At 30.6% G+C, this 18,795-nt stretch carries 25 protein-coding genes; 7 read left to right on the forward strand and 18 right to left on the reverse strand.

Translation table 11 applies throughout. From position 1 onward, the window contains the following. Window positions 1-74 precede the first annotated feature (74 nt). Together JNO63_RS03545 and JNO63_RS03550 are read right to left on the reverse strand one after the other, a co-directional pair. The gene (locus JNO63_RS03545; RefSeq protein WP_203127118.1) at window positions 75-368 is read right to left on the reverse strand and encodes a hypothetical protein; all 294 of its coding nucleotides are present in this window, start codon (window positions 366-368) and stop codon (window positions 75-77) included. A gap of 144 nt (window positions 369-512) precedes the next feature. Next, entirely contained in the window at window positions 513-902 is a 390-nt protein-coding gene (locus tag JNO63_RS03550) for a hypothetical protein (protein ID WP_203127119.1), read from the reverse strand. Between the two features lie 432 nt (window positions 903-1,334). On the opposite strand from JNO63_RS03550, the gene JNO63_RS03555 reads away from it, so the two are divergent. Together JNO63_RS03555 and JNO63_RS03560 are read left to right on the forward strand one after the other, a co-directional pair. Next, window positions 1,335-1,658, forward strand: coding sequence for a hypothetical protein (locus tag JNO63_RS03555; protein WP_203127120.1), 324 nt, complete (start codon window positions 1,335-1,337; stop codon window positions 1,656-1,658). An 85-nt stretch (window positions 1,659-1,743) separates the two neighbouring features. Then, window positions 1,744-2,289 carry a hypothetical protein gene (locus tag JNO63_RS03560; RefSeq protein WP_203127121.1) on the forward strand — a complete coding sequence of 182 codons (546 nt, stop codon included), beginning with the start codon at window positions 1,744-1,746 and terminating at the stop codon, window positions 2,287-2,289. Window positions 2,290-2,699: 410 nt separating this feature from the next. Here JNO63_RS03560 and JNO63_RS03565 read toward each other — a convergent pair whose 3' ends face one another. Then, a complete protein-coding gene (locus JNO63_RS03565; RefSeq protein ID WP_203127122.1) occupies window positions 2,700-2,957 on the reverse strand; it encodes a glutaredoxin family protein in 258 nt (85 codons plus the stop codon). Between the two features lie 185 nt (window positions 2,958-3,142). Here JNO63_RS03565 and JNO63_RS03570 point away from each other — a divergent pair, with 185 nt between their 5' ends. From JNO63_RS03570 to JNO63_RS03580, 3 genes are read left to right on the forward strand one after another with little or no spacing between them, the layout of a single operon-like run. Next, window positions 3,143-4,321, forward strand: a complete 1,179-nt coding sequence (locus JNO63_RS03570) for a M20 metallopeptidase family protein (RefSeq protein ID WP_203127123.1) — start codon at window positions 3,143-3,145, stop codon at window positions 4,319-4,321. A gap of 11 nt (window positions 4,322-4,332) precedes the next feature. Continuing rightward, window positions 4,333-5,142: a DUF3100 domain-containing protein gene (locus tag JNO63_RS03575; RefSeq protein WP_203127124.1), complete on the forward strand. Its 810-nt coding sequence runs from the start codon at window positions 4,333-4,335 to the stop codon at window positions 5,140-5,142. After that, entirely contained in the window at window positions 5,123-5,578 is a 456-nt protein-coding gene (locus JNO63_RS03580) for a hypothetical protein (RefSeq protein ID WP_203127125.1), read from the forward strand. Before JNO63_RS03575 ends, JNO63_RS03580 begins: the two co-directional genes overlap by 20 nt. A gap of 161 nt (window positions 5,579-5,739) precedes the next feature. Here JNO63_RS03580 and JNO63_RS03585 read toward each other — a convergent pair whose 3' ends face one another. The 8 genes from JNO63_RS03585 to JNO63_RS03620 form a co-directional block, all read right to left on the reverse strand. Beyond that, window positions 5,740-5,904, reverse strand: coding sequence for a hypothetical protein (locus JNO63_RS03585; RefSeq protein ID WP_203127126.1), 165 nt, complete (start codon window positions 5,902-5,904; stop codon window positions 5,740-5,742). Next, on the reverse strand, window positions 5,897-6,523 hold the full coding sequence (locus tag JNO63_RS03590) for an ATP-binding cassette domain-containing protein (RefSeq protein ID WP_203127127.1): 627 nt from the start codon (window positions 6,521-6,523) through the stop codon (window positions 5,897-5,899). Before JNO63_RS03590 ends, JNO63_RS03585 begins: the two co-directional genes overlap by 8 nt. Next, the gene (locus tag JNO63_RS03595; protein WP_203127128.1) at window positions 6,523-7,047 is read right to left on the reverse strand and encodes a stage II sporulation protein M; all 525 of its coding nucleotides are present in this window, start codon (window positions 7,045-7,047) and stop codon (window positions 6,523-6,525) included. Before JNO63_RS03595 ends, JNO63_RS03590 begins: the two co-directional genes overlap by 1 nt. Further along, window positions 7,022-7,975 (reverse strand): hypothetical protein, encoded by a 954-nt coding sequence (locus tag JNO63_RS03600; protein WP_203127129.1) that lies wholly within the window; start codon window positions 7,973-7,975, stop codon window positions 7,022-7,024. Before JNO63_RS03600 ends, JNO63_RS03595 begins: the two co-directional genes overlap by 26 nt. Before the next feature lie 740 nt (window positions 7,976-8,715). Then, window positions 8,716-8,943 (reverse strand): uberolysin/carnocyclin family circular bacteriocin, encoded by a 228-nt coding sequence (locus JNO63_RS03605; protein ID WP_203127130.1) that lies wholly within the window; start codon window positions 8,941-8,943, stop codon window positions 8,716-8,718. 260 nt (window positions 8,944-9,203) lie between these two features. Next, window positions 9,204-10,103: a helix-turn-helix domain-containing protein gene (locus JNO63_RS03610; protein ID WP_203127131.1), complete on the reverse strand. Its 900-nt coding sequence runs from the start codon at window positions 10,101-10,103 to the stop codon at window positions 9,204-9,206. A gap of 99 nt (window positions 10,104-10,202) precedes the next feature. After that, on the reverse strand, window positions 10,203-10,415 hold the full coding sequence (locus JNO63_RS03615) for a hypothetical protein (RefSeq protein WP_203127132.1): 213 nt from the start codon (window positions 10,413-10,415) through the stop codon (window positions 10,203-10,205). A 40-nt stretch (window positions 10,416-10,455) separates the two neighbouring features. Then, window positions 10,456-11,217 (reverse strand): AIM24 family protein, encoded by a 762-nt coding sequence (locus tag JNO63_RS03620; RefSeq protein ID WP_203127133.1) that lies wholly within the window; start codon window positions 11,215-11,217, stop codon window positions 10,456-10,458. Window positions 11,218-11,357: 140 nt separating this feature from the next. On the opposite strand from JNO63_RS03620, the gene JNO63_RS03625 reads away from it, so the two are divergent. Then, window positions 11,358-11,654: a DUF2089 family protein gene (locus tag JNO63_RS03625; RefSeq protein WP_238390468.1), complete on the forward strand. Its 297-nt coding sequence runs from the start codon at window positions 11,358-11,360 to the stop codon at window positions 11,652-11,654. A 1-nt stretch (window position 11,655) separates the two neighbouring features. Then, on the forward strand, window positions 11,656-11,973 hold the full coding sequence (locus tag JNO63_RS03630) for a hypothetical protein (RefSeq protein WP_203127134.1): 318 nt from the start codon (window positions 11,656-11,658) through the stop codon (window positions 11,971-11,973). Window positions 11,974-12,157: 184 nt separating this feature from the next. On the opposite strand, the gene JNO63_RS03635 is transcribed toward JNO63_RS03630, so the two are convergent. The 7 genes from JNO63_RS03635 to JNO63_RS03665 all read right to left on the reverse strand — a co-directional run bounded on the left by JNO63_RS03635 (window position 12,158) and on the right by JNO63_RS03665 (window position 18,676). Next, window positions 12,158-12,580, reverse strand: a complete 423-nt coding sequence (locus JNO63_RS03635) for a histidine kinase (protein WP_203127135.1) — start codon at window positions 12,578-12,580, stop codon at window positions 12,158-12,160. A 14-nt stretch (window positions 12,581-12,594) separates the two neighbouring features. Then, window positions 12,595-12,810, reverse strand: a complete 216-nt coding sequence (locus tag JNO63_RS03640; RefSeq protein ID WP_238390469.1) for a helix-turn-helix transcriptional regulator — start codon at window positions 12,808-12,810, stop codon at window positions 12,595-12,597. A 110-nt stretch (window positions 12,811-12,920) separates the two neighbouring features. Beyond that, a complete protein-coding gene (locus JNO63_RS03645) occupies window positions 12,921-13,109 on the reverse strand; it encodes a hypothetical protein (protein WP_203127137.1) in 189 nt (62 codons plus the stop codon). Then, complete coding sequence (locus tag JNO63_RS03650) at window positions 13,106-14,725, reverse strand: ABC transporter ATP-binding protein (protein WP_203127138.1); 1,620 nt, start codon at window positions 14,723-14,725, stop codon at window positions 13,106-13,108. Before JNO63_RS03650 ends, JNO63_RS03645 begins: the two co-directional genes overlap by 4 nt. After that, a complete protein-coding gene (locus tag JNO63_RS03655; RefSeq protein WP_203127139.1) occupies window positions 14,712-15,713 on the reverse strand; it encodes an ABC transporter ATP-binding protein in 1,002 nt (333 codons plus the stop codon). Before JNO63_RS03655 ends, JNO63_RS03650 begins: the two co-directional genes overlap by 14 nt. A gap of 9 nt (window positions 15,714-15,722) precedes the next feature. Further along, window positions 15,723-17,702 carry an ABC transporter permease subunit gene (locus JNO63_RS03660; protein WP_203127140.1) on the reverse strand — a complete coding sequence of 660 codons (1,980 nt, stop codon included), beginning with the start codon at window positions 17,700-17,702 and terminating at the stop codon, window positions 15,723-15,725. Between the two features lie 11 nt (window positions 17,703-17,713). Next, a complete protein-coding gene (locus JNO63_RS03665; RefSeq protein ID WP_203127141.1) occupies window positions 17,714-18,676 on the reverse strand; it encodes an ABC transporter permease in 963 nt (320 codons plus the stop codon). Window positions 18,677-18,795 lie beyond the last annotated feature (119 nt).

Consider the following 18,795-nt stretch of genomic DNA (forward strand, 5'->3'; position numbering starts at 1 on the left):
CACAGATATAAATCTATGCCTGATGTTAAGTCCAACTTTTTGGGGTCACCTTAGAGGCTTGGGTTATTTTTATTTTAAAGACTTACTAGTATATTTAAAATTATAGCTAGAACTACTGATATAACAAACATTAAAGGAACTACAAGCCCTATAAATCTTTCTCCTTTAATCTTATCAAAGCTTTTATTTACTATATAATAAGAGGAAAAATAAGCTAGGGTAACTACTGTAAAAAACGAGCTTATAAATATCAGATCATAACCCCTCATCACATATCCTGATATTAAAAATATAAGTGTAGGTATGTAAAGATATCCTAGCCCATTTAAAAATGTCATGTTTTTCTTATTTACTTTTACTTCTTTCAATTCTTTCCCTCCTTTTGATTTTACTATTTTGCTCACTATCCTTAGTTACTTTGATTATTTCAAAGCATTTTTCTTTTGTTTTTATAGTTTTTGCTAATAATTCTTTCTATTATGGTTATAGCAACTATAAAAACTTAAACCAGGCTATGTAGACTGATTTAAGATGTGATTTTTTGTATATAAATATTTAATAAACTCTTCTATCAAAAACATTCCTGTAATGGCATATAGACCAATAAGTTTATTATATTCCCACAAAGATGCCTTATCTAAATTAAAAATCAATCCAGATTCAAAAATAAAAGATGAAACTAAAAAGATAAAGACTTCTATTACAAATGATGCTATACTTAGTAAAACTTTTTTCTTTAAATTAAGTTCAGGCCTAAATCCATTATTTAAAAGTAAAATAGGAATCCATGCTAAGATTATTAACGTTATTATCACAATATTATTCATTGGTATGTAATTTACAAAAAAGTTTACAAAAAGAAATATTACTCCAATTAATGATGTAAATATTTTTCTTACCATGCTTCTATATACCCGTTATTAGGATGAGCATCATTTATATTTACTATTTCTGCAATTATTGTTCCTGAATCAGCTGCCCACATTTTTTCCTCATAAATTCTCTTTTAATATTACAACTTTCTTTACATATTTAATATTATATATTTATAAAATATTGAATTCAATAAGGATTAATAATATGTATTTATAAAATATTAAACTATCAAAAATAGTATTACATATAAATTTGATAAATAAAAAATGTTTACATTTTATTCTTTTGATCTTTTTTGACTAAGTAGAGTATACCCTATTTAGTCTGTTAAAATATACATATAAAATAACTATTGTTTAAATAATCTATTAAAATTAATTAAATTTAGTATTTAAAACATATCTTTTTGGGTACATCTTGATTGAAAGGTGTTAATTAAACAATAACAAAGGAAGGTTATGGATAATAAAATTAGAGCAATAGCTGATGCTATATTAATAATTATATTTATTGCACAAGGTGTTTATTTGAGAGATAAATATAATATATTATCAAAAAAAGTAGATAATTTAAGTAAATTAATATCAGAAATGAGTGGCGATGTCGATTACAAAACCTTGAAAAAATTAAATTTAACAGATGAAGATATAGCAAAAATAATTAAACTCATTAATGATGGAAATAAATTAGAAGCAATAGAGTATCTGAATGATTTAAAAAATCTAAGCCATATCGAAGCATACAATATTATTAATAATTTAATTGGAAGTCAAGGTGAATAATTCTTTATCAATATTGAAAGACAAGTTACTTAAAATAGCATCTAGTATATTATTAATTGGATTTATATTCTAGTTTTCAAATCCATTGATCTCACAAGCTAAAGCTATAGATGAAATTGAAAAATGTACAAATGAATATTCTCAGATAGAAAATTTAAGTATGGATGATTTATCTGATTACGTTTACAGAGTAATTTTATCAGAAAAAGAAATATATGATAAAAACTTAGTAGATAATCAAAGCGAGATGGCATTAGTTTATAGAAATAATGGTATAGATGTTGGTCAAATCGAAGATAAAGCAAATGATAGCTTATCTGTAAGTACTAAATCAATCACTATTAATGGAAGTTGTGTTTGGGCTGTAACAAAAGCTTTAACAAAAATAGGTTTAATAGCTGCTGGCGGATATGCAATAGGTAAATTAACTACAATAGCAGAAACATTGGGCAGTTTAAAAGATGCCGCTTACTTAATAGCTTTAGCTATCAAAGATCGTAATTTAAAATCCTATTTACAAGGTGTTGGAATCTCAAATTCAGATAAAATAGATATTATAATTGGAGCTGCGACTCAAATAGCATTATCTGTTACTGGAGTAGGTGAAGTAAAGAAAAATTGTTGGAATTGATTTATAAACAACAATAATTTAAATATATGATAAAAATATAAGAGGGTAAAATGAGCTGAACCCCAAAATCCGGAATACGGATGGAGGGGTTCAGCTCATAAAATCCTGCTTTTTTTTGAAACTATCAATATACCCTTAGAATCAGGCAAATAAAAAACCCAAGTTTACGATAAAACTATTTTCTAATGGTTATTTTAAAATCGTCTGGTCTGTTACACGTGTTTGCGATTTTAAAAATTTCCTTATCCAATAGTCTTAAAAACTTGGGTTCAGTGTTTAATTTAAAAGCAAATTTCTTTAATTACTCTTATTATAAGCAAATTTTTGAAACTGGAGACGATACTCACTTTTTCTTTCGGAGTTTCAAAGCGAAATGCTTTTTATATTTATCTCAATATCTAATATTTTTATTAAAGAAGATTTTCTTTTGCGTATTCAATTATATCGTCAGATTCGTACATTGCTTTTCCATCTACAACTAGACATGGTACTTGTACCTTACCTCCGACTTCTTCTAATTTACGAGCATTTTCCTCGCCGCAGGTTACATCTTCTATATTATAGGATGGAAACTTGATGATGTCATTATCTCTAAAAAAGTCTAACACCTTCAAGCAGAATGGACAATCTGGCTTAAAGTAAAGTTCGAAATCGTGTTCTCTTTCCATTGGACTATCCTCCTATCTTTCTAGTTGAAAATATATTTTCTTATTAATATAATACCCAGGAGTTTTTATTCTAAACATCGTTTTCCTAGTTTTTTAATTTTTTAATGTTTTCGCTTAATTAAAATATTTGACAATATATTTTCAAAAACTATAATTTAAATATAGTTTTATTTATGGAGGTTATTATGGATTACATAGAACTTGCAAAGGCTAATGAAGACCTTTGTATAGAAATGAGACGCGAGCTACATAAAATTCCTGAATTGGAATTAGAATTACCAAAAACAGTTGCCTACGTAAAATCAAAATTAGATGATTTTGGCATCGAATACAAGGAATATGTAAATGGCAATGGTCTTTCTGCCCTAATAGAAGGAAGTGAAGCTGGCAAATGTCTTGCAATTAGAGCTGACATGGATGCTTTGCCAGTTGCTGAAGAAACAGGACTTGAGTTTGCATCTACCCACCCAGGCAAGATGCACGCATGTGGTCATGATTCTCACACAGCAATAGCCTTAACTGCTGCAAAAATTTTAAATGAAAACAAGGATAAATTAAAAGGATCTGTAAAATTTATCTTCCAACCAGGAGAAGAAATCCCAGGTGGTGCAAAACCAATGATTGATGAAGGAGTTTTAGAAAATCCAAAAGTTGATTTCATAATCGGTATGCACGGAGGACATTTGGCAGAAATTCCACGCGGATCTATTGCCTTTAAGGAAAATGAAATGATGGCTGCTATGGATAAGTTTACTATAGAAGTAAATGGTAAAGGCGGACATGGAGCAAGCCCACATCTTGCTATCGACCCAATAGTTATTTCTGGGGAAATCCTAATGGGACTTCAAAAAATTATTTCAAGAGAAATTGCCCCAGTAGATAGCGCCCTAGTTTCTGTTTGTAAAATAAACGGTGGTTTTACCCAAAATATCATCCCAGATAAGGTAGAAATGATGGGAACAGCTAGATCTCTTAGCGAAGATGTAAGAGATATTGTAGAAAAAAGAGTTATTGAAATTTCAGAGGGCATTGCCAAAACCTACGGTGGATCTGCTGATGTAAATTACGAAAGATTTTACCCAGTACTTAACAATGACCCAGAATTTACTGGCCAGGTTAAGTCTATAGTAAGTGATATCCTGCCAGAAGATGTATTTGACCTTAGAAAACCAGTTATGGGTGGAGAAGACATGGCCTTTTACCAACAAGAAGTTCCTGGCTGCTTTATGTTTTTATCAAACCTAGGAGAGCACTCAGATGGAGTTTGCTATCCAAACCACAACTCCAAATTTAACCTAGACGAGTCCCTATTCTACAAGGGTGTTGCTACATTTATTGCATCTGCCTTTGAAATATTAAAATAGAAAGAGATTTTATGCACAAATTTAAAATAAAAGATGACCTAGGCATGCATATTACAGTCCTGATTTTGGCTATAATAAGCATCCTAATCGGTCCAAAAAACTTAAATGTCGGAGGAATAACAATAGTATTTTCTCCCCTGATTTGGGCAATGGTTCTATCATTTGCCGTTTATATGTCACCAATTAAAACTTTAACAGAAAAAGAAGCTCCAGCAGCAAACTCCATGATGAGTATCATGCTTGCAATTTTAATTGCAAAACTAGGAGTAGCTAGTGGATCACAACTTGAAGCTATAAAAGAAGCAGGCCTTGCTCTTGTTTTACAAAACTTTGGTAACTTGGGTACAATTATTATTTCTCTACCAATTGCCATGCTACTTGGCCTAAAAAGAGAATCTATCGGTATGTGCCACGCCCTAAGTAGGGAATCAAATGTAGGTCTTATCCAAGATAATTACGGTGCCCAATCTCCAGAATTTAGAGGAGTAATGGCAGTTTATATTATAGGAACAATTTTAGGGCCTATAATTTTAAGTATTATTACATCAATTACAATTTCTCTAGGAATTGTAAGCCCACAGGCAGCAGCTATGGGTACTGGAGCAGGATCTGCATCTATGATGACAGCAGGACTTTCTGCACTGATTGCAAACTATCCGCAATATGAGGCAGAAATGACAGCCTTTGCTGGACTTTCAAACCTAATTTCCAGTGTAATTGCTCTGCCACTTGGTATATTTTTGGGATTGCCGCTTACAGAATTTTTATACAAGAGATTTGATAAGCTAAGAGGAGGAAAAAATGCAAAAGTTCAAAACTGATTTTCCATCCATAATCATAGCCCTATTTTTTACAATAATTGCTTGTACTGTTGCAAATATGATTGGCTATGAAAGTCTGGGCAATTCTCTACCAGGCATCTTAGTTTTGTCAGCTATTACCCTAGGAGGATATTTCTTATCCTATGTAGTGCCACTTAAAAAAGTTTCGGCAGTACTTTGGATTTCAATCATTGCAATCCTTATTTCAAGCCCAATCTCACCAATATCTGATTTTGTAATAAAAAGTGTCGATAGTCTAAATATCAACGCAATTATTACACCAATCCTAGCCTACGCCGGAGTTATAATCGGTAAAGACTGGGGAGCATTTAAGTCAGTTGGGATAAAGGGAGTGATAGTTTCTATTTTTGTAATCATAGGAACATTTTTAATCTCAGCCCTACTAGGTGACTTCTTTATGGGTATATTTAATTAATTGAATATTAAATCCAAGAATAACTCAAGTTTTTTATAAATTTTAACAAGCTTGAGTTATTTTTATCATATACATATAGAATGTTTTTAATATTACTAGTTCTTACTAATTCTTCTAGCAATACTTAAGACAGAGATTATATTAATTCTCGAATGATAAATCTATTTTCGTATTTGCTTTTTTTTAGTCATAATGCTTGAAATAATAATAGATGAAATTATTGCAAATACAGCAGTGGCTATTATTTGGGCTCTTTTATTATCTTTGAGGATAAATAAAGCTATAAGGTAAACTACTACAACTAATATTAAAATCTTCTTATTCATATTTTTCTCCTAAATTTATTGATCTTGTTGATAAGTCTAATATTGTATCTTTAACATGGCTTGAAAATATAGAAGCAGACTTATTATCCTCTATATTTTGCTTAATTAAAGCTATTGCTTTTTTTCGACTGGATATATCCAAACTGTTTAAAGGTTCATCCATAAGTATAATTTTCTTATCTAAGGCTAAAAATGTTGAGAAATATAGTTTATATTTCATCCCCAAAGAATAAGTCCCTATTTGATACTCTGGATTTATATCTAAATCTAAGTAATCTATATAATTATAAACCTTATCTACAAAAATTTGGTCTTTCTTCCACAAGGCCTTAACCCATAGGATAAAATCTTTTGCTGACATTATTTCAAAAAAATTTGGCTGAGAAGGTATGTAGCTAATATAATCTTTTAACATTGCCTGTGTTATCTTTTTATTATTTAGATAACACTCTAAATCTGGACAATAATTTAACCCGGATAAAATCTTTAGAAGTGTGGTTTTACCAGATCCATTTTTTCCGTTTATACATAAAATTTCTTTCTCATCTAGCTTAAAAGAAAATTTATCAAATATAAGTTTATCATCATATGAGAATGTTAAATCTTTTATTTCTAGCATTATATTCTAACTCCAATATTACTTTCTATTAATGCTGCAATTATTAGTAAAAATAATATTATAAGAATCCCTAAGAAAAAATATCTTAACTTAATAACTTTTGTATCATCATGGGTAACGTTATATATAAATTTAAATGTCTCATATGATAAAGCCGTAGCTAATAACAATGCACATGTTTCAAAAACAAAATGAGGAAGTATATGCTCAATTATAGGACTCATACCATATTGATTTATAACTCCTATAATAACTCTACCTAAAACTACGCTATTGCTGATTAATATAAAATTACCAAAAATACCAAAAGTAAAAATTCCTAATACTATAATCAATATGGCAGATATACTATTGTGGGCTAATAATTCCCAAAAGCCCATAATTTTAGGCTCTATACTTATTTTCTCATTTCTAAAAATTATAATTCCTAAAAAAAGAGTCAAAATATAAAGAACAGTTGCAAAAATAAATTGATTCTTGTAATAGGAAACTCCTTCTTTAATCGATAACATTAATCCTTTCAAGTATATTGCCTCCCTTTGTTATAGTAGCATCCATTTGTTTGTCTATTAAGCTTCCAGTAATTATAAATATCACAACTAGAAAAAGTAAGTAGTATATATTTAAAAACTCACTTATATATTCAATAATCAATATGAGCATAGGAATTATTGTAAAAGGTAACTTAAATAAATTTTGCATCTTCTCATCTATGAAAGAACTTTCTTCGCTATTATCTAAACTAGTGTCTAATTGGGAAGAAATAGCAAAGTTTAAAAATCTAGAAAATGTTGCTAGCTTACAATTGAATATTTGTATTCTCGGTGCAAGAAAGATAATTATAAATATAAGCATTAAAGCAAATATTTTATTATCAATATAAATAATGGAAAACACTGCCTGTAAGATTATCTGTACAAACAGCATTTTTTTTGTGTAATTATTTAAACAATTAACTCTATTATTATAAATATCTAGGATAGGCTTTGAAGCTAATCTAAAATAATATACGTCAGTTCTTATATCATAGTTCGTAAATTCATTAGCTAATGTTACATACAAGGATCTAATAAAATTGGAATTAGATATATAAAAAAGCCATATTATAAGGGTAATCTTAATCATATCATTTTTCTGATTATTTAGTATCATAAGCTCTATTAAGGTAACTACCATGTACTCTGGAATTTTTAAAACTTGACTAGCTAGATTATCTAGTGAAGCAGAATATATTCTTTTTATCAAAGGTAATTTATCATCTGATTTTATATATTTATTAGAAACTATATTACCATCTAAAATTAAAATTTTATTAAGCCAGATATCCCTATAATTTCTAAGATTATTTATTATATTAATAATTACATATAAAATTAAAACAAGTAAAATAAAAAATTTGTATTTAAAAAAATAATACTTGTAAATACTTATTGGTCTTTTAATTGATTCCATTAAGTCACTAAGTAAAACATCTTCCTCAAAAGAATTACTATTAATTATTAATTTTATAATATTTATTGTCTCCCCAACTAAAGAAAAAACGAGAGATACAATGAGATATGTAAATACTATAGCAAAAATAACTTTAATTACCTTAATAAATAAAGCAAGGCCTGAATTATAGTTTTTCTTAATTTCCTTATTAACTGATCCTATTTTTGAAAAATAGGATAATATAAATACAGGTACAATATAAAATACTAGCTTCCTATCCCATACCACTGCTCCTACTATAATAGGAATTAAACTAGATATATTAAATATAAAATCAATTATATATATGGGAGTGATTGTTTTTTTCAAAAAACTAGGATAAGTAGTAGAATTAATCCTATATAAATCCAAATTATTTTGTAAAAAATTTATATTAGTCTTATTAGTAGTTGATAAATTCACAAATATAACCATCAAGATTAATATTTTTACTAAGTTAATGTTTATATTAAAAATTTCTATGTTATTTAAAAAATAATATAGAAATATAGAGGTAAATAACAACGTAAGAAATTCTTTTGCAAAAAAAACTATGTAGCAAGGCTTTTGAGTTTCTAAAGAAAAGAACTTTTGATAAAAACTAAATTTACTTTTCAAATTAATTTTCCCAAGTATAGAAAAAAGTAGCAATTTAATCTCCTAAGGGTAAAAATATATAAATAGTGGTGCAGATTTTATTAAATTATTTTAAGTATTTTTTACCAAGCAACGGCTTTAACCATACTTTTTTTAGCTAATGTTTTTACAGTTTGTTTAAAGGTTGCCCACCCCATTGTCATAAGAGCAGTAGCCCCACCAGATGCTATACTTGAGATAATTCCTAAAACTGTTACTAATGTTCCTGCGCCTAGTACCACATTAACAACTGTAGTTGCTATTGCTGTTGGTACTCCTAAAGTTGCTGCTACAAGCATAATTAATTCCATATTTTTTCTCCTTATTATTATATTTTCTGCACCACTAGATATAACTAAGTTAAATAACTAAATATTATTTTATAAACTATATATTGATATTGGTATTTGTGATATATCTGAACGATTGTTAGGTATAACCATGACACAAAGCAGTAGTAAAGCTGCAATTAATTTATTTTTTCTTAATTTCATTTTTTATCCTTTCTTTACTTTTTACAATTCTATTATAATTTCTTTTACAATAAAAAAAAACCCACTTTTTTGTGGGCCTATGGAGCATTTATTATATTTTTTATGCTTTTTTCTATTAAAATTCTAACGTTATCTTTTAACAATAGACTACATAAATCTAGGGATTTATTAAGTTCTATCTCATAGTCAGGATCATTAAGTTGATACATAGATAATCCTTTTAGGTAATAAAATAACATAATTCTTTTAAAGTCATTGTTGGCTGAGCTTTGAGCTAAAGACTTATCACAAATTATTATTGAATTATTGTAATCTTTACATACATAATAGTATCTTGCCAAATTATACATCAGATTTATGTAATTAGGATCATATTTTTCTAATTTATCCATAAGATAATCTAATATTTCTTTGCATTTTTCTATCTTATCGATATATAGATAATATTCAGAAAGATTGATTAGTATCCTAGATCCAATTGTATTAGGACTTCTATTAGATTTTTCTTTTAAATCCTCATCTTTTAAGTTTAAGGCAAGCAGGAGGTACTCTTTAAATTTATCATAGTCTCCAGTAACTTCTTTTTCATAAATCCCTTTATAATAATATATGTACTGATTTAGATTTGTATAGTATAGCTCTGATAAATTTTCTCTGATAGATATTAGCTCTTTTATTTTTTCTTCTATTCTATGAAAATTTGTATTTTCTAAATCATAATCTATTTTTCTTATAATTTTACTAGCTTCCTCCCAACTAGATCCTTTATCTTTCATTAATACTATTTCAAAATCTATGTCTAAAGCATCTAATATTTCTATAAACGAATCAAGCCTAGGGTTGTTGTAATTGTTTTCTATTCTTCTAACTGATTCTATGTTTATTCCCGATAATTCAGCTAGCATTCGTTGGGACATATTCTTAGATTTTCTAATCCTCTTAATTTCATTACCAATATTTTTATAATTTTGATTCATATAGTTTCTCCATCTTAAAAAATATTTTTTAGATAACATTTACACATATATACTATATAAAAAAATCGCTAGATCACTACTATCAATCTTTTTACTTATTTATTCACTTTCAAATGTTCTAGAAAAATCAGAAAACCACTTTAATTCTTTTTCTGCAGTTTTCTCATCCCGGCCGTATTGGCCAATTAGAAATTCTTTAAAATTTTCTACACTTGATAAATCTGCGTCCAAAGGCTCACTTTTTAATGCGCCCCAATGATCTATGGCTAGCTGGCCATTTTTATTCCATATATCTCTTATTTTAAAATCCATATCATACACCTTTACTATAATATAGATACCCACATTAAATTTATAAATCTACTGGTGCCATAAGGACTTTTCCTGTACCGCGGTAAACATTTACAAAGCCTTCTCCGCTGGCAGCAGATCCTATTAATGACCTTGTTGTTCGCTCAACAGTAAATTTAAGTGAAGAAGACCAAGCAATAGCAAAAGATCCGTCTATCCTTAGTTCATCATTATCAAGTTCAACCTCAATTAACTCATTTCTTGCGACTGGTGATTCCAAAGCCACCACTCCATTACCAAATAAACCTAAGTTAAACAATCCTTCTCCACCAGCAACTGCAGATGAAATTGAAGATCTGGCTACTGTTTTGTGGTCTAGGGATGATTCGCAAGCTAGGAAATATCCGTCTTCTAAAACTAGGCCACCATCCCAATTATCAACATCTAGTAAAATTATGTATTTATAAGTTGGTTCTAAAACTACCATACCTGAGCCGTGGTATTCTGGCTTTATGGCAGATTCGTTAGTTACAGATGATCTTATACTTTTGCTAAAAAAATCTCCCACACCCTTGATACCTGTACCAGCATTTACATCACCAACCATCCATTGCATAGCTCCTTGTTGGAGGGTAACTGGATTTACTGATAAGTCACAAACTAATTGTTTGAGCCTAACCCCCATTTGGGCGGCAAAATATTCCTTTTGAGCAGTTTCCTTAGTAACTGATAAGTCTCTTTTGTATTCTGCTATCCTAAAAGCCCCCTGCTGGTCAGTAATCATTATGTCATCATTATCTATAAAATTATTAATCTTAAACACATCTGCCTCCTTTTGCTTTTATTGTACCAAAAATTTGTTAATTTTGTATATAACTTAACTTTAAATAAAAATGCATTTTACTTAATATTTGATTTTAATATTATTCAAGTGTATATTGAATATAATTAAAGGAGAGATATATGGCTATAGATGTAATTCCTGACTGGATGAGTAATTTAGATGATGAAGATATAAATTTTATTAAAAACTTTTTACTTGCATCGGGTTCTTTAAAAGAAATAGCAAAGCAGTATGAGGTTACTTACCCTACTGTAAGGCTTAGATTGGATAAACTTATTCAAAAGATTGAGATTAATGAAGATAATGCCCAAGATCCATATGTGGGTCTGGTTAAAAAACTTGCTGTAAATGACAAAATTGATTTTGATACAGCGAAGATTCTAATAAATGAATATAGGAAAAGGAAAGGAGTCTAGTATGCGAAATACTAATTTTTACTTATTGATAACTTTGTTAGTTTTTATAGGAGTTATATTTGTTCAAGTTAAACTTTCATCTACTGATAGTAAGTTCTTTGGTTTGATATTGCCTGGTATAAGCTTTATATTATTATCTTTAGGTTCACTAACCTACGATAGCATTGGAGTAAGTAATAATAGTAGTATTTTAAGTCAATTCTTTGGTTTTTTGATTGCAAATATCCCAACATTTATATTCTTAGCAATATACTTTGGAGTACGCGAGAAAAATCGTGTTAATAAGCAAATAGAAAAAATGAATATAAAAGATTTATAAATAAAAAAGACGAACCTTGAAGTTAGGGTTCGTCTTTTGTAATATCAAATAATAAGACTGGCAAAAGCACTCTATTATTGCTAATTTGTTCCTATAATATTATTCTTTACCTTTAAATCATAAGGATAAGTGGGATTTTTACTAGATATAAATATCTTTAAGTATATAATTTAGCGGCACCTTATTAGTCAATTATCATATACCAGTCGTTAGATTTAATATTTTCAAAATTTATTTTATTATTAGAAAAAATTTTACCATTAAATGGAATCTCATAGCTTAATTTTTTTCCAAGATGAACTATGTCTATGATAGCCTTGTTATCCTTGGTATCAAAATTTAAAGATTCTATTTCATTTGCTGGTAGCAAGCTGAAGTCTCCCTTAGTGGAATTAGAAATTTCTTTTTCGTATATGCCCTTATTAGTAAAATTTATTATAAAGGTTCTATTAGAATCAAAAACATTGTAGCTTGTTGAAGCTAAAAGTTTACCCAGTCCTTTGATTGGTCCATTGTGCTTTATAGCAACTAAGTAAGCATCATTTTTTCCAAAATTTTCTACCACTTTATTATCTATATTATTTTTGTCATTGAAAAAAAGTCCCATATTTCCTCCTCTTTTTAATCAAAAATAAATACTTGTTTGATATCTTTATCCAAAACTTTGCATATTTTGTAAGCTGTCTCTAAAGTTGGGCTTATAGTTTTATTTTCATAGGCCATAATCGATCTTCTTTTTAGACCAACAGCCTTGGCCAAGCTATGTTGAGATAGGCCTTTTTCCTTTCTAAATTCGGCAATTCTATTTTCTATTTTTACTTCAACTTGTTTTTGCAATACTAGCTCCATTATGGTTACATTTATAGTACTAAATTTGTTACATTTATAGTACCATTTTATATTTCTCTTGTCAAAAAAAGACTCCAACGTATATGGAGTCTTTGTCTTTATAAAAATATGGTCAGCATCAGCAAAGGACCTACTACCAAAAGTAACCCTGGTAAAAATACCTTCATTGCTGCTAAAAACATTGCTAATTTATCATCTTTTTCTAGATTATTTTCATCTAACAAGTTTTCTTTTTCATAGATTTCATCGGCGTTTTTGCCGCTAAATCTATCTATAGGCTTTTTCATAGAGCGCTCATTTCTTCTAGGTCGTGCTCTTCTTTATTTTTTAAAGCTTGATTTTTATCATAAGCTCTTTGTTTTTCTTCTTCGCTTACTTCCATCAAGTGACAAGCTACATAGTGGCCCTTGCCATAATCTTTTAGTTGTGGTTGGTAAGTTTTACATATATCCATAGCATATTGACATCTAGTGTGGAAACGGCATCCTGATGGTGGATTTACTGCTGAAGGAATGTCTCCCTCAATTGTTTGCAGTTCTTGACCTTGGTCCACATCTGTTCTAGGAATTGCTTGTAAAAGAGCTTTTGTATATGGATGCATTGGATTATCGAATATTTGCTCTGTGTTTGCAAGTTCTACCAAAACTCCTAGATACATTACCCCGATACGGTCAGAAATGTATTTTACAACTGAAAGGTCGTGGGTTATAAATAGGTAGGTCAAATTGTTTTGATCTTTTAAGTCTTGAAGTAGATTTATAATTTGTGATTGGATTGAAACGTCAAGGGCAGATACTGCCTCATCGCAAACTATAAAGCTTGGTTTTAAGGCTAGGGCTCTTGCAATACCGATTCTTTGTCTTTGTCCACCTGAGAATTGGTGAGGATATCTGTGTAAGAAATATGGTGCAAGTCCACATTTTTCCATAGTTTCTTGGATGTATTCGTTATATCCTTCATCTTTTCTTGATTTGAATAAATCGTGTCCTAGGACACCTTCACCTATGATATTTCCAACTGTCATCTTTGTATCTAGCGATCCATAGGGGTCTTGGAAAATCATTTGTAGGTCTTTTCTCATCTCACGCATTTCTTCATCGTTTAGTTTTGAAAGGTCGATACCATTGTCTTTTTGGCTTTCTAGCTCTTCAAAGCCTTCTTTTTCTTTTAGGGTATCTCTATATGCTTCGATATTGTTGTATTTTTCCCCAACTACTTTTGAAAGTTCAGTTCTTTTTGCAATTAATTCCTTATATCTTGGGTCGTTATCACGTTTATTGTAATATTCGTCCCATTCTCTAGATCTCATTTGGAGTTTTTGCTCAAATACATCTATATCAGCAATAATTTTTGCACGTTCACGAAGTCTTGTGTAGTAGTCATTTAACAGACTTTGAACCTTATCTAGGTCATCAGATGCTAAAAGTCCACCAGCAATTCTTATCATATTTAGATATTTTTCTTCGATCTCGCGGCGTTTAAACATTGCCTTTTCATTGGCTGCTGCACGAGCTTCATCGTCAGCTGCATTTTCAAGCTCAGCATAGATATCATTTAGCTCATCATTTGCATTTTTGTAGCTTGGAAACTGGCTAGATATATTTTTTATCATGGTGCCCATATATTCTGGGGCAACATCTTCTAAAGTTTTTCCGTAATATAGGGTTATTCCCTCTGTTTGGTCATAAATTTGTAAAAGTGTTCTACCAAATGTTGATTTACCACATCCGGATTCTCCTACTAGACCTAATGTTTCACCTTCATAGATGTCAATAGAAATTGATTCATTGGCATGAACATAGGAACTAGGTCCTTTGTTAAATAGACCTTTTTTCTTAAGAGGGAAATATTTTTTAAGATGTCTTATCTTAAATAGGACCTTTTTTTCGTTAGTATTTTCCATCTTCTCTTTCCTTTCTATTTGGATAGTGACATCTGATTCTTTGGTGTTCATTAACTGCGACTAATTCTGGCATTTGGTTTACACATTTTTCTGTGGCATATTTACATCTATCTGCAAATTTGCAACCCTTTGGTAAATTTAGTGGGTGTGGCACAGATCCAGGAATTATATCTAATCTTTGATTTTTATCACTTGTTATGGATGGGATAGAATTTAGTAATGCTACTGTGTAAGGATGGTTGTAGTCTGTAATATCTCTTTTAAAAATATATTCTACTGGAGATTGTTCTACAATTTGTCCTGAGTACATTACCGCAACTTCATCTGCCATTTGGTTAATAACACCAAGGTCGTGGGTGATAAATAGGATTGATGTGTTAAGTCTATGTTTTAAATCATTCATCAATCTTAAAATTTGCGCTTGGATAGTTACATCTAGGGCTGTTGTTGGCTCATCTGCGATTAATAATTTTGGCTCGCAAGCTAGCGCCATAGCGATCATTACCCTTTGGTTCATCCCACCTGAAAGTTCAAATGGATATTGTTTTGCTACTATGTGTGGGTTTGGGATTTTTACAGAAGCTAGTAGTTCTTCACATCTTTTAGCTGCTTGATGTTTATTCATATTTCTATGAAGCATAAGGACTTCTGAAATTTGTCTTTCTACTGTAAATACAGGATTTAGGGAGCTCATTGGCTCTTGGAAAATCATTGAGATTTCATTTCCCCTGATTTTTTCCATTTGGCTTGTCTTATATTTTACTAAATCTTCACCCTTATATATTATTTCACCATCATATATTTTTTGGTTTGGTTCAAATAATTGCAAAATACTCATAGCAGTTTGGCTTTTACCAGAACCAGACTCACCTACAAGTCCTAAAGTTTTACCCTCATCAACTGTAAATGATACACCATTTACAGCTTTGATAAGGCCTTTTCTTGTAGAAAAATATGTGTGAAGCTTGTTAATTTCTAATAAACTCATTCTTTTCCTCTATCTCTCATTTGCTCTAGGGTCTATTGCATCACGAATTGCATCCCCCATTAAGTTTACAGAAAATGATACTAAAAATACCGCAAGTGCTGGGAATACCCATCTCCACCAGTAAGTATTTAATACTTCTGAACTTTGGGCAGCAGATAGCATATTCCCCCATGATGGTGTTGGCTCTTGTACACCAAAACCTAAAAATGACAAACCTGATTCTGTTAGTAAGTTGCCTGCATAACCTAAGGTTGCGTTTACAATTACTATAGAAAGGATATTTGGCAAGATATGCTTAATCATTATTTGAGAATTTTTTACACCAAGTGCACGGGCAGCAGTGATGTAATCACGCTCACGTTCTGCAAGGATTTGTCCACGTACTAGACGAGCTAGTCCTGTCCAGCCTAGTAAACCTAAAAGCACCATCACCATAGTAATTCTTTGAGTTTGGCTTGCTCCTGGTGGCAATAATGCTGATAGTGAGATAAGCATTGGATAAAATGGGAATGATGAAATAATTTCAGATACCCTCATTAAAATATTATCCACACGACCACCTGCAAAACCTGCAATCATACCTATTATTACACCAAGTACAACTTGGATTACAGTTGAGATTAGGGAAATAAGCATGGTCATGCGACCACCATGAATTAATCTTGTAAAGATATCACGGCCTTGATCATCAGAACCAAATCTAAATCCATTTAGTCCCCAAGTTTTGATATTTCCTTCCTTATCTACTGCATATTGGTTAAAGTATGATGCATATATTTGGTCAAAATCTCCCTCTGGAGCATTTAGCTCACCGTAATTATCTTTTCCCCAAGTATAAAGTTTGCCGTTTTCATCTAAGGCAGTAAAAGTTGTATCTCCACCTTGGATATCTACAATTGGTGCTTCAAAATCTGGGACTTTGTCTCCAGAAATACCATCTCTGCTTGGACCCCAAACATAAAGTTTTCCTTTATCATCAAGGGCTGCTGCAGATGAGCTAGTAAGGGCAACTTTTTTTACAAACACAGATCCATCAGTAAGCTCTTTTGGCATAGTTGTTTGGTTTTCTGCACCAAGTACACCGATAAGTTGAACTGTACCATCAGTTTTTGCTACTAAAATATTGATTGGAGATGTATCAAAATCCTCTACCTTACCTTGTATATCAGATGGGATTAAGTTTAATCGACTGGCCATTGTTGATCCCCAAACCACAAGATTTTTTGCTTTTGTTTGGACAACAGAGTATTGAACACCTGCACCAAGTTTTTGGATGCCTTCAGTTTTAATTTGATTTTCTTGCATTGGAGGCATTTTGGTTTGTTCAAAGGAATTATTTCCCCAGCCATAAATTTCGTTATCATCAGTTGCAAGTAGGATATGTCTATCACCTGCTGCAACATCAGTTACTTTTTTGCCTTTGATAGATTCTTTTACACTATCTGGAATAGATAGTACATGATCTTCGTTATCAGATCCCCAAACATAAACATTATCTTCATTTGTAAGGCCTACTGCAAATGTGTTACCAATCGAAATTCTTCTTGTACCTTCTTTTTCCATTTCTTTTGGAAAATTCATGTATGCCCCACCGGGTGCTACATTTGTAAGGTTACCTTGAGAATAATATTGGTTAAATGGTAGGATAGCTGACCCTATAAAAACTATTAAAATAATAGTTATAAAAAGTATTAAACCAATAACACCAAGTGGGTTTCTAAAGAAGTTTTTAACTGCAACTTTTCCTGGAGAAAGGATTGCTTCTTCTTTTAAATCCTTGTTTTCGCTTGAAGGATCTGGTCCTTGGCCCACATTTGAATTTGGATTGTTAAGATTTTCTCTTATATTTTCATCTAATCTTTCATCCTCTGGAATTCTTGTTTCATTTTCTATATCTGGCGCATCATTTGCAAAGGTAAAAGCAGAACGGAAATAAGATTTTAAGAATCTTCCATAAGACTTTAGTGATTTATTAAAAGTTTTATTCATGATTTCACCTCTTAAGCTTCTAATTTAACTCTTGGATCAACTAGGGCATAAGCTATATCCATTATCAAGTTGCCTAAAAGGGTCAGTATGGCATAAAACATTGATAAAGCTAAAATTACGTTATAATCTTGGGCAATAACTGCAGTTATAAGCTCATTTCCTATTCCCCTGTATGCAAATATACGTTCTGTAATAGCAGATCCAGAAAACATACCAAGTACAGCCCAAGTAAGAGCAGTAACTACTGGGATAAGGGCATTTCTAAATGCGTGTGAGTAAATAACTGTTTTTTCTTTAAGTCCCTTAGATCTTGCAGTTCTAATATAATCTTGATTTAGGGCATCAAGCATAGAGTTTCTTACATATCTAGATAAAGATGCAAGAGATCCTACAGTTAGGGCAATGGTTGGTAATGTCAAATATCTTACCCATTGGCCAAATGTGTTTTCCCTAGGCATACCATTTGGAGGCAACCATCCTAATTTAAATGCAAAGAAATAAATCAAAAGTAAGCCTATAAAGAATATAGGAATGGACATACCTATTAGAGTAAGGGTCTGGAAAGTCTTATCAAAGACCCCGCCCCTATGGGTGGCCGACCTTATACCTATCAAAATAGATAATACAAATGAAATAATTGTAGATCCAATATTTAGATAAATAGTATTTTTAAGTGGTTCTCTTAAGTGGTCTTTTACTGGTTTTTTTACTCTAAGTGATTCTCCAAAATCTCCCTGTAAGGTTCTGCCTAGCCATCTTACATATTGCTCAGAATAGGATTTATCAAAACCATAACGTTCTTTTAAATTTTTATACATTTGAGCTTCTTGTGCCTTTGTCATCGCAGTACCTTGTGGCATCATAGCTTGGATAGGGTCTCCAGGCATGGCTTTAGAAAAAGCAAAAAGCATTATAGAAATGATTAAAGCTGTTGGGATCATGCTTAAAATTCTTTTTACTATATAACGAAACATAACTTTCCTTTCTATATTGTTACATAAAGAAATTTTTAAATAATTTTACATAATTTTTATTAATAATTCCTTAATAAATTCATATTTTAGGATTTTATTAAAAAGTTTGAAACTTCCAA

Origin of the sequence: Anaerococcus sp. mt242 (assembly GCF_016798225.1) — a bacterium.
GTDB lineage: Bacteria > Bacillota > Clostridia > Tissierellales > Peptoniphilaceae > Anaerococcus.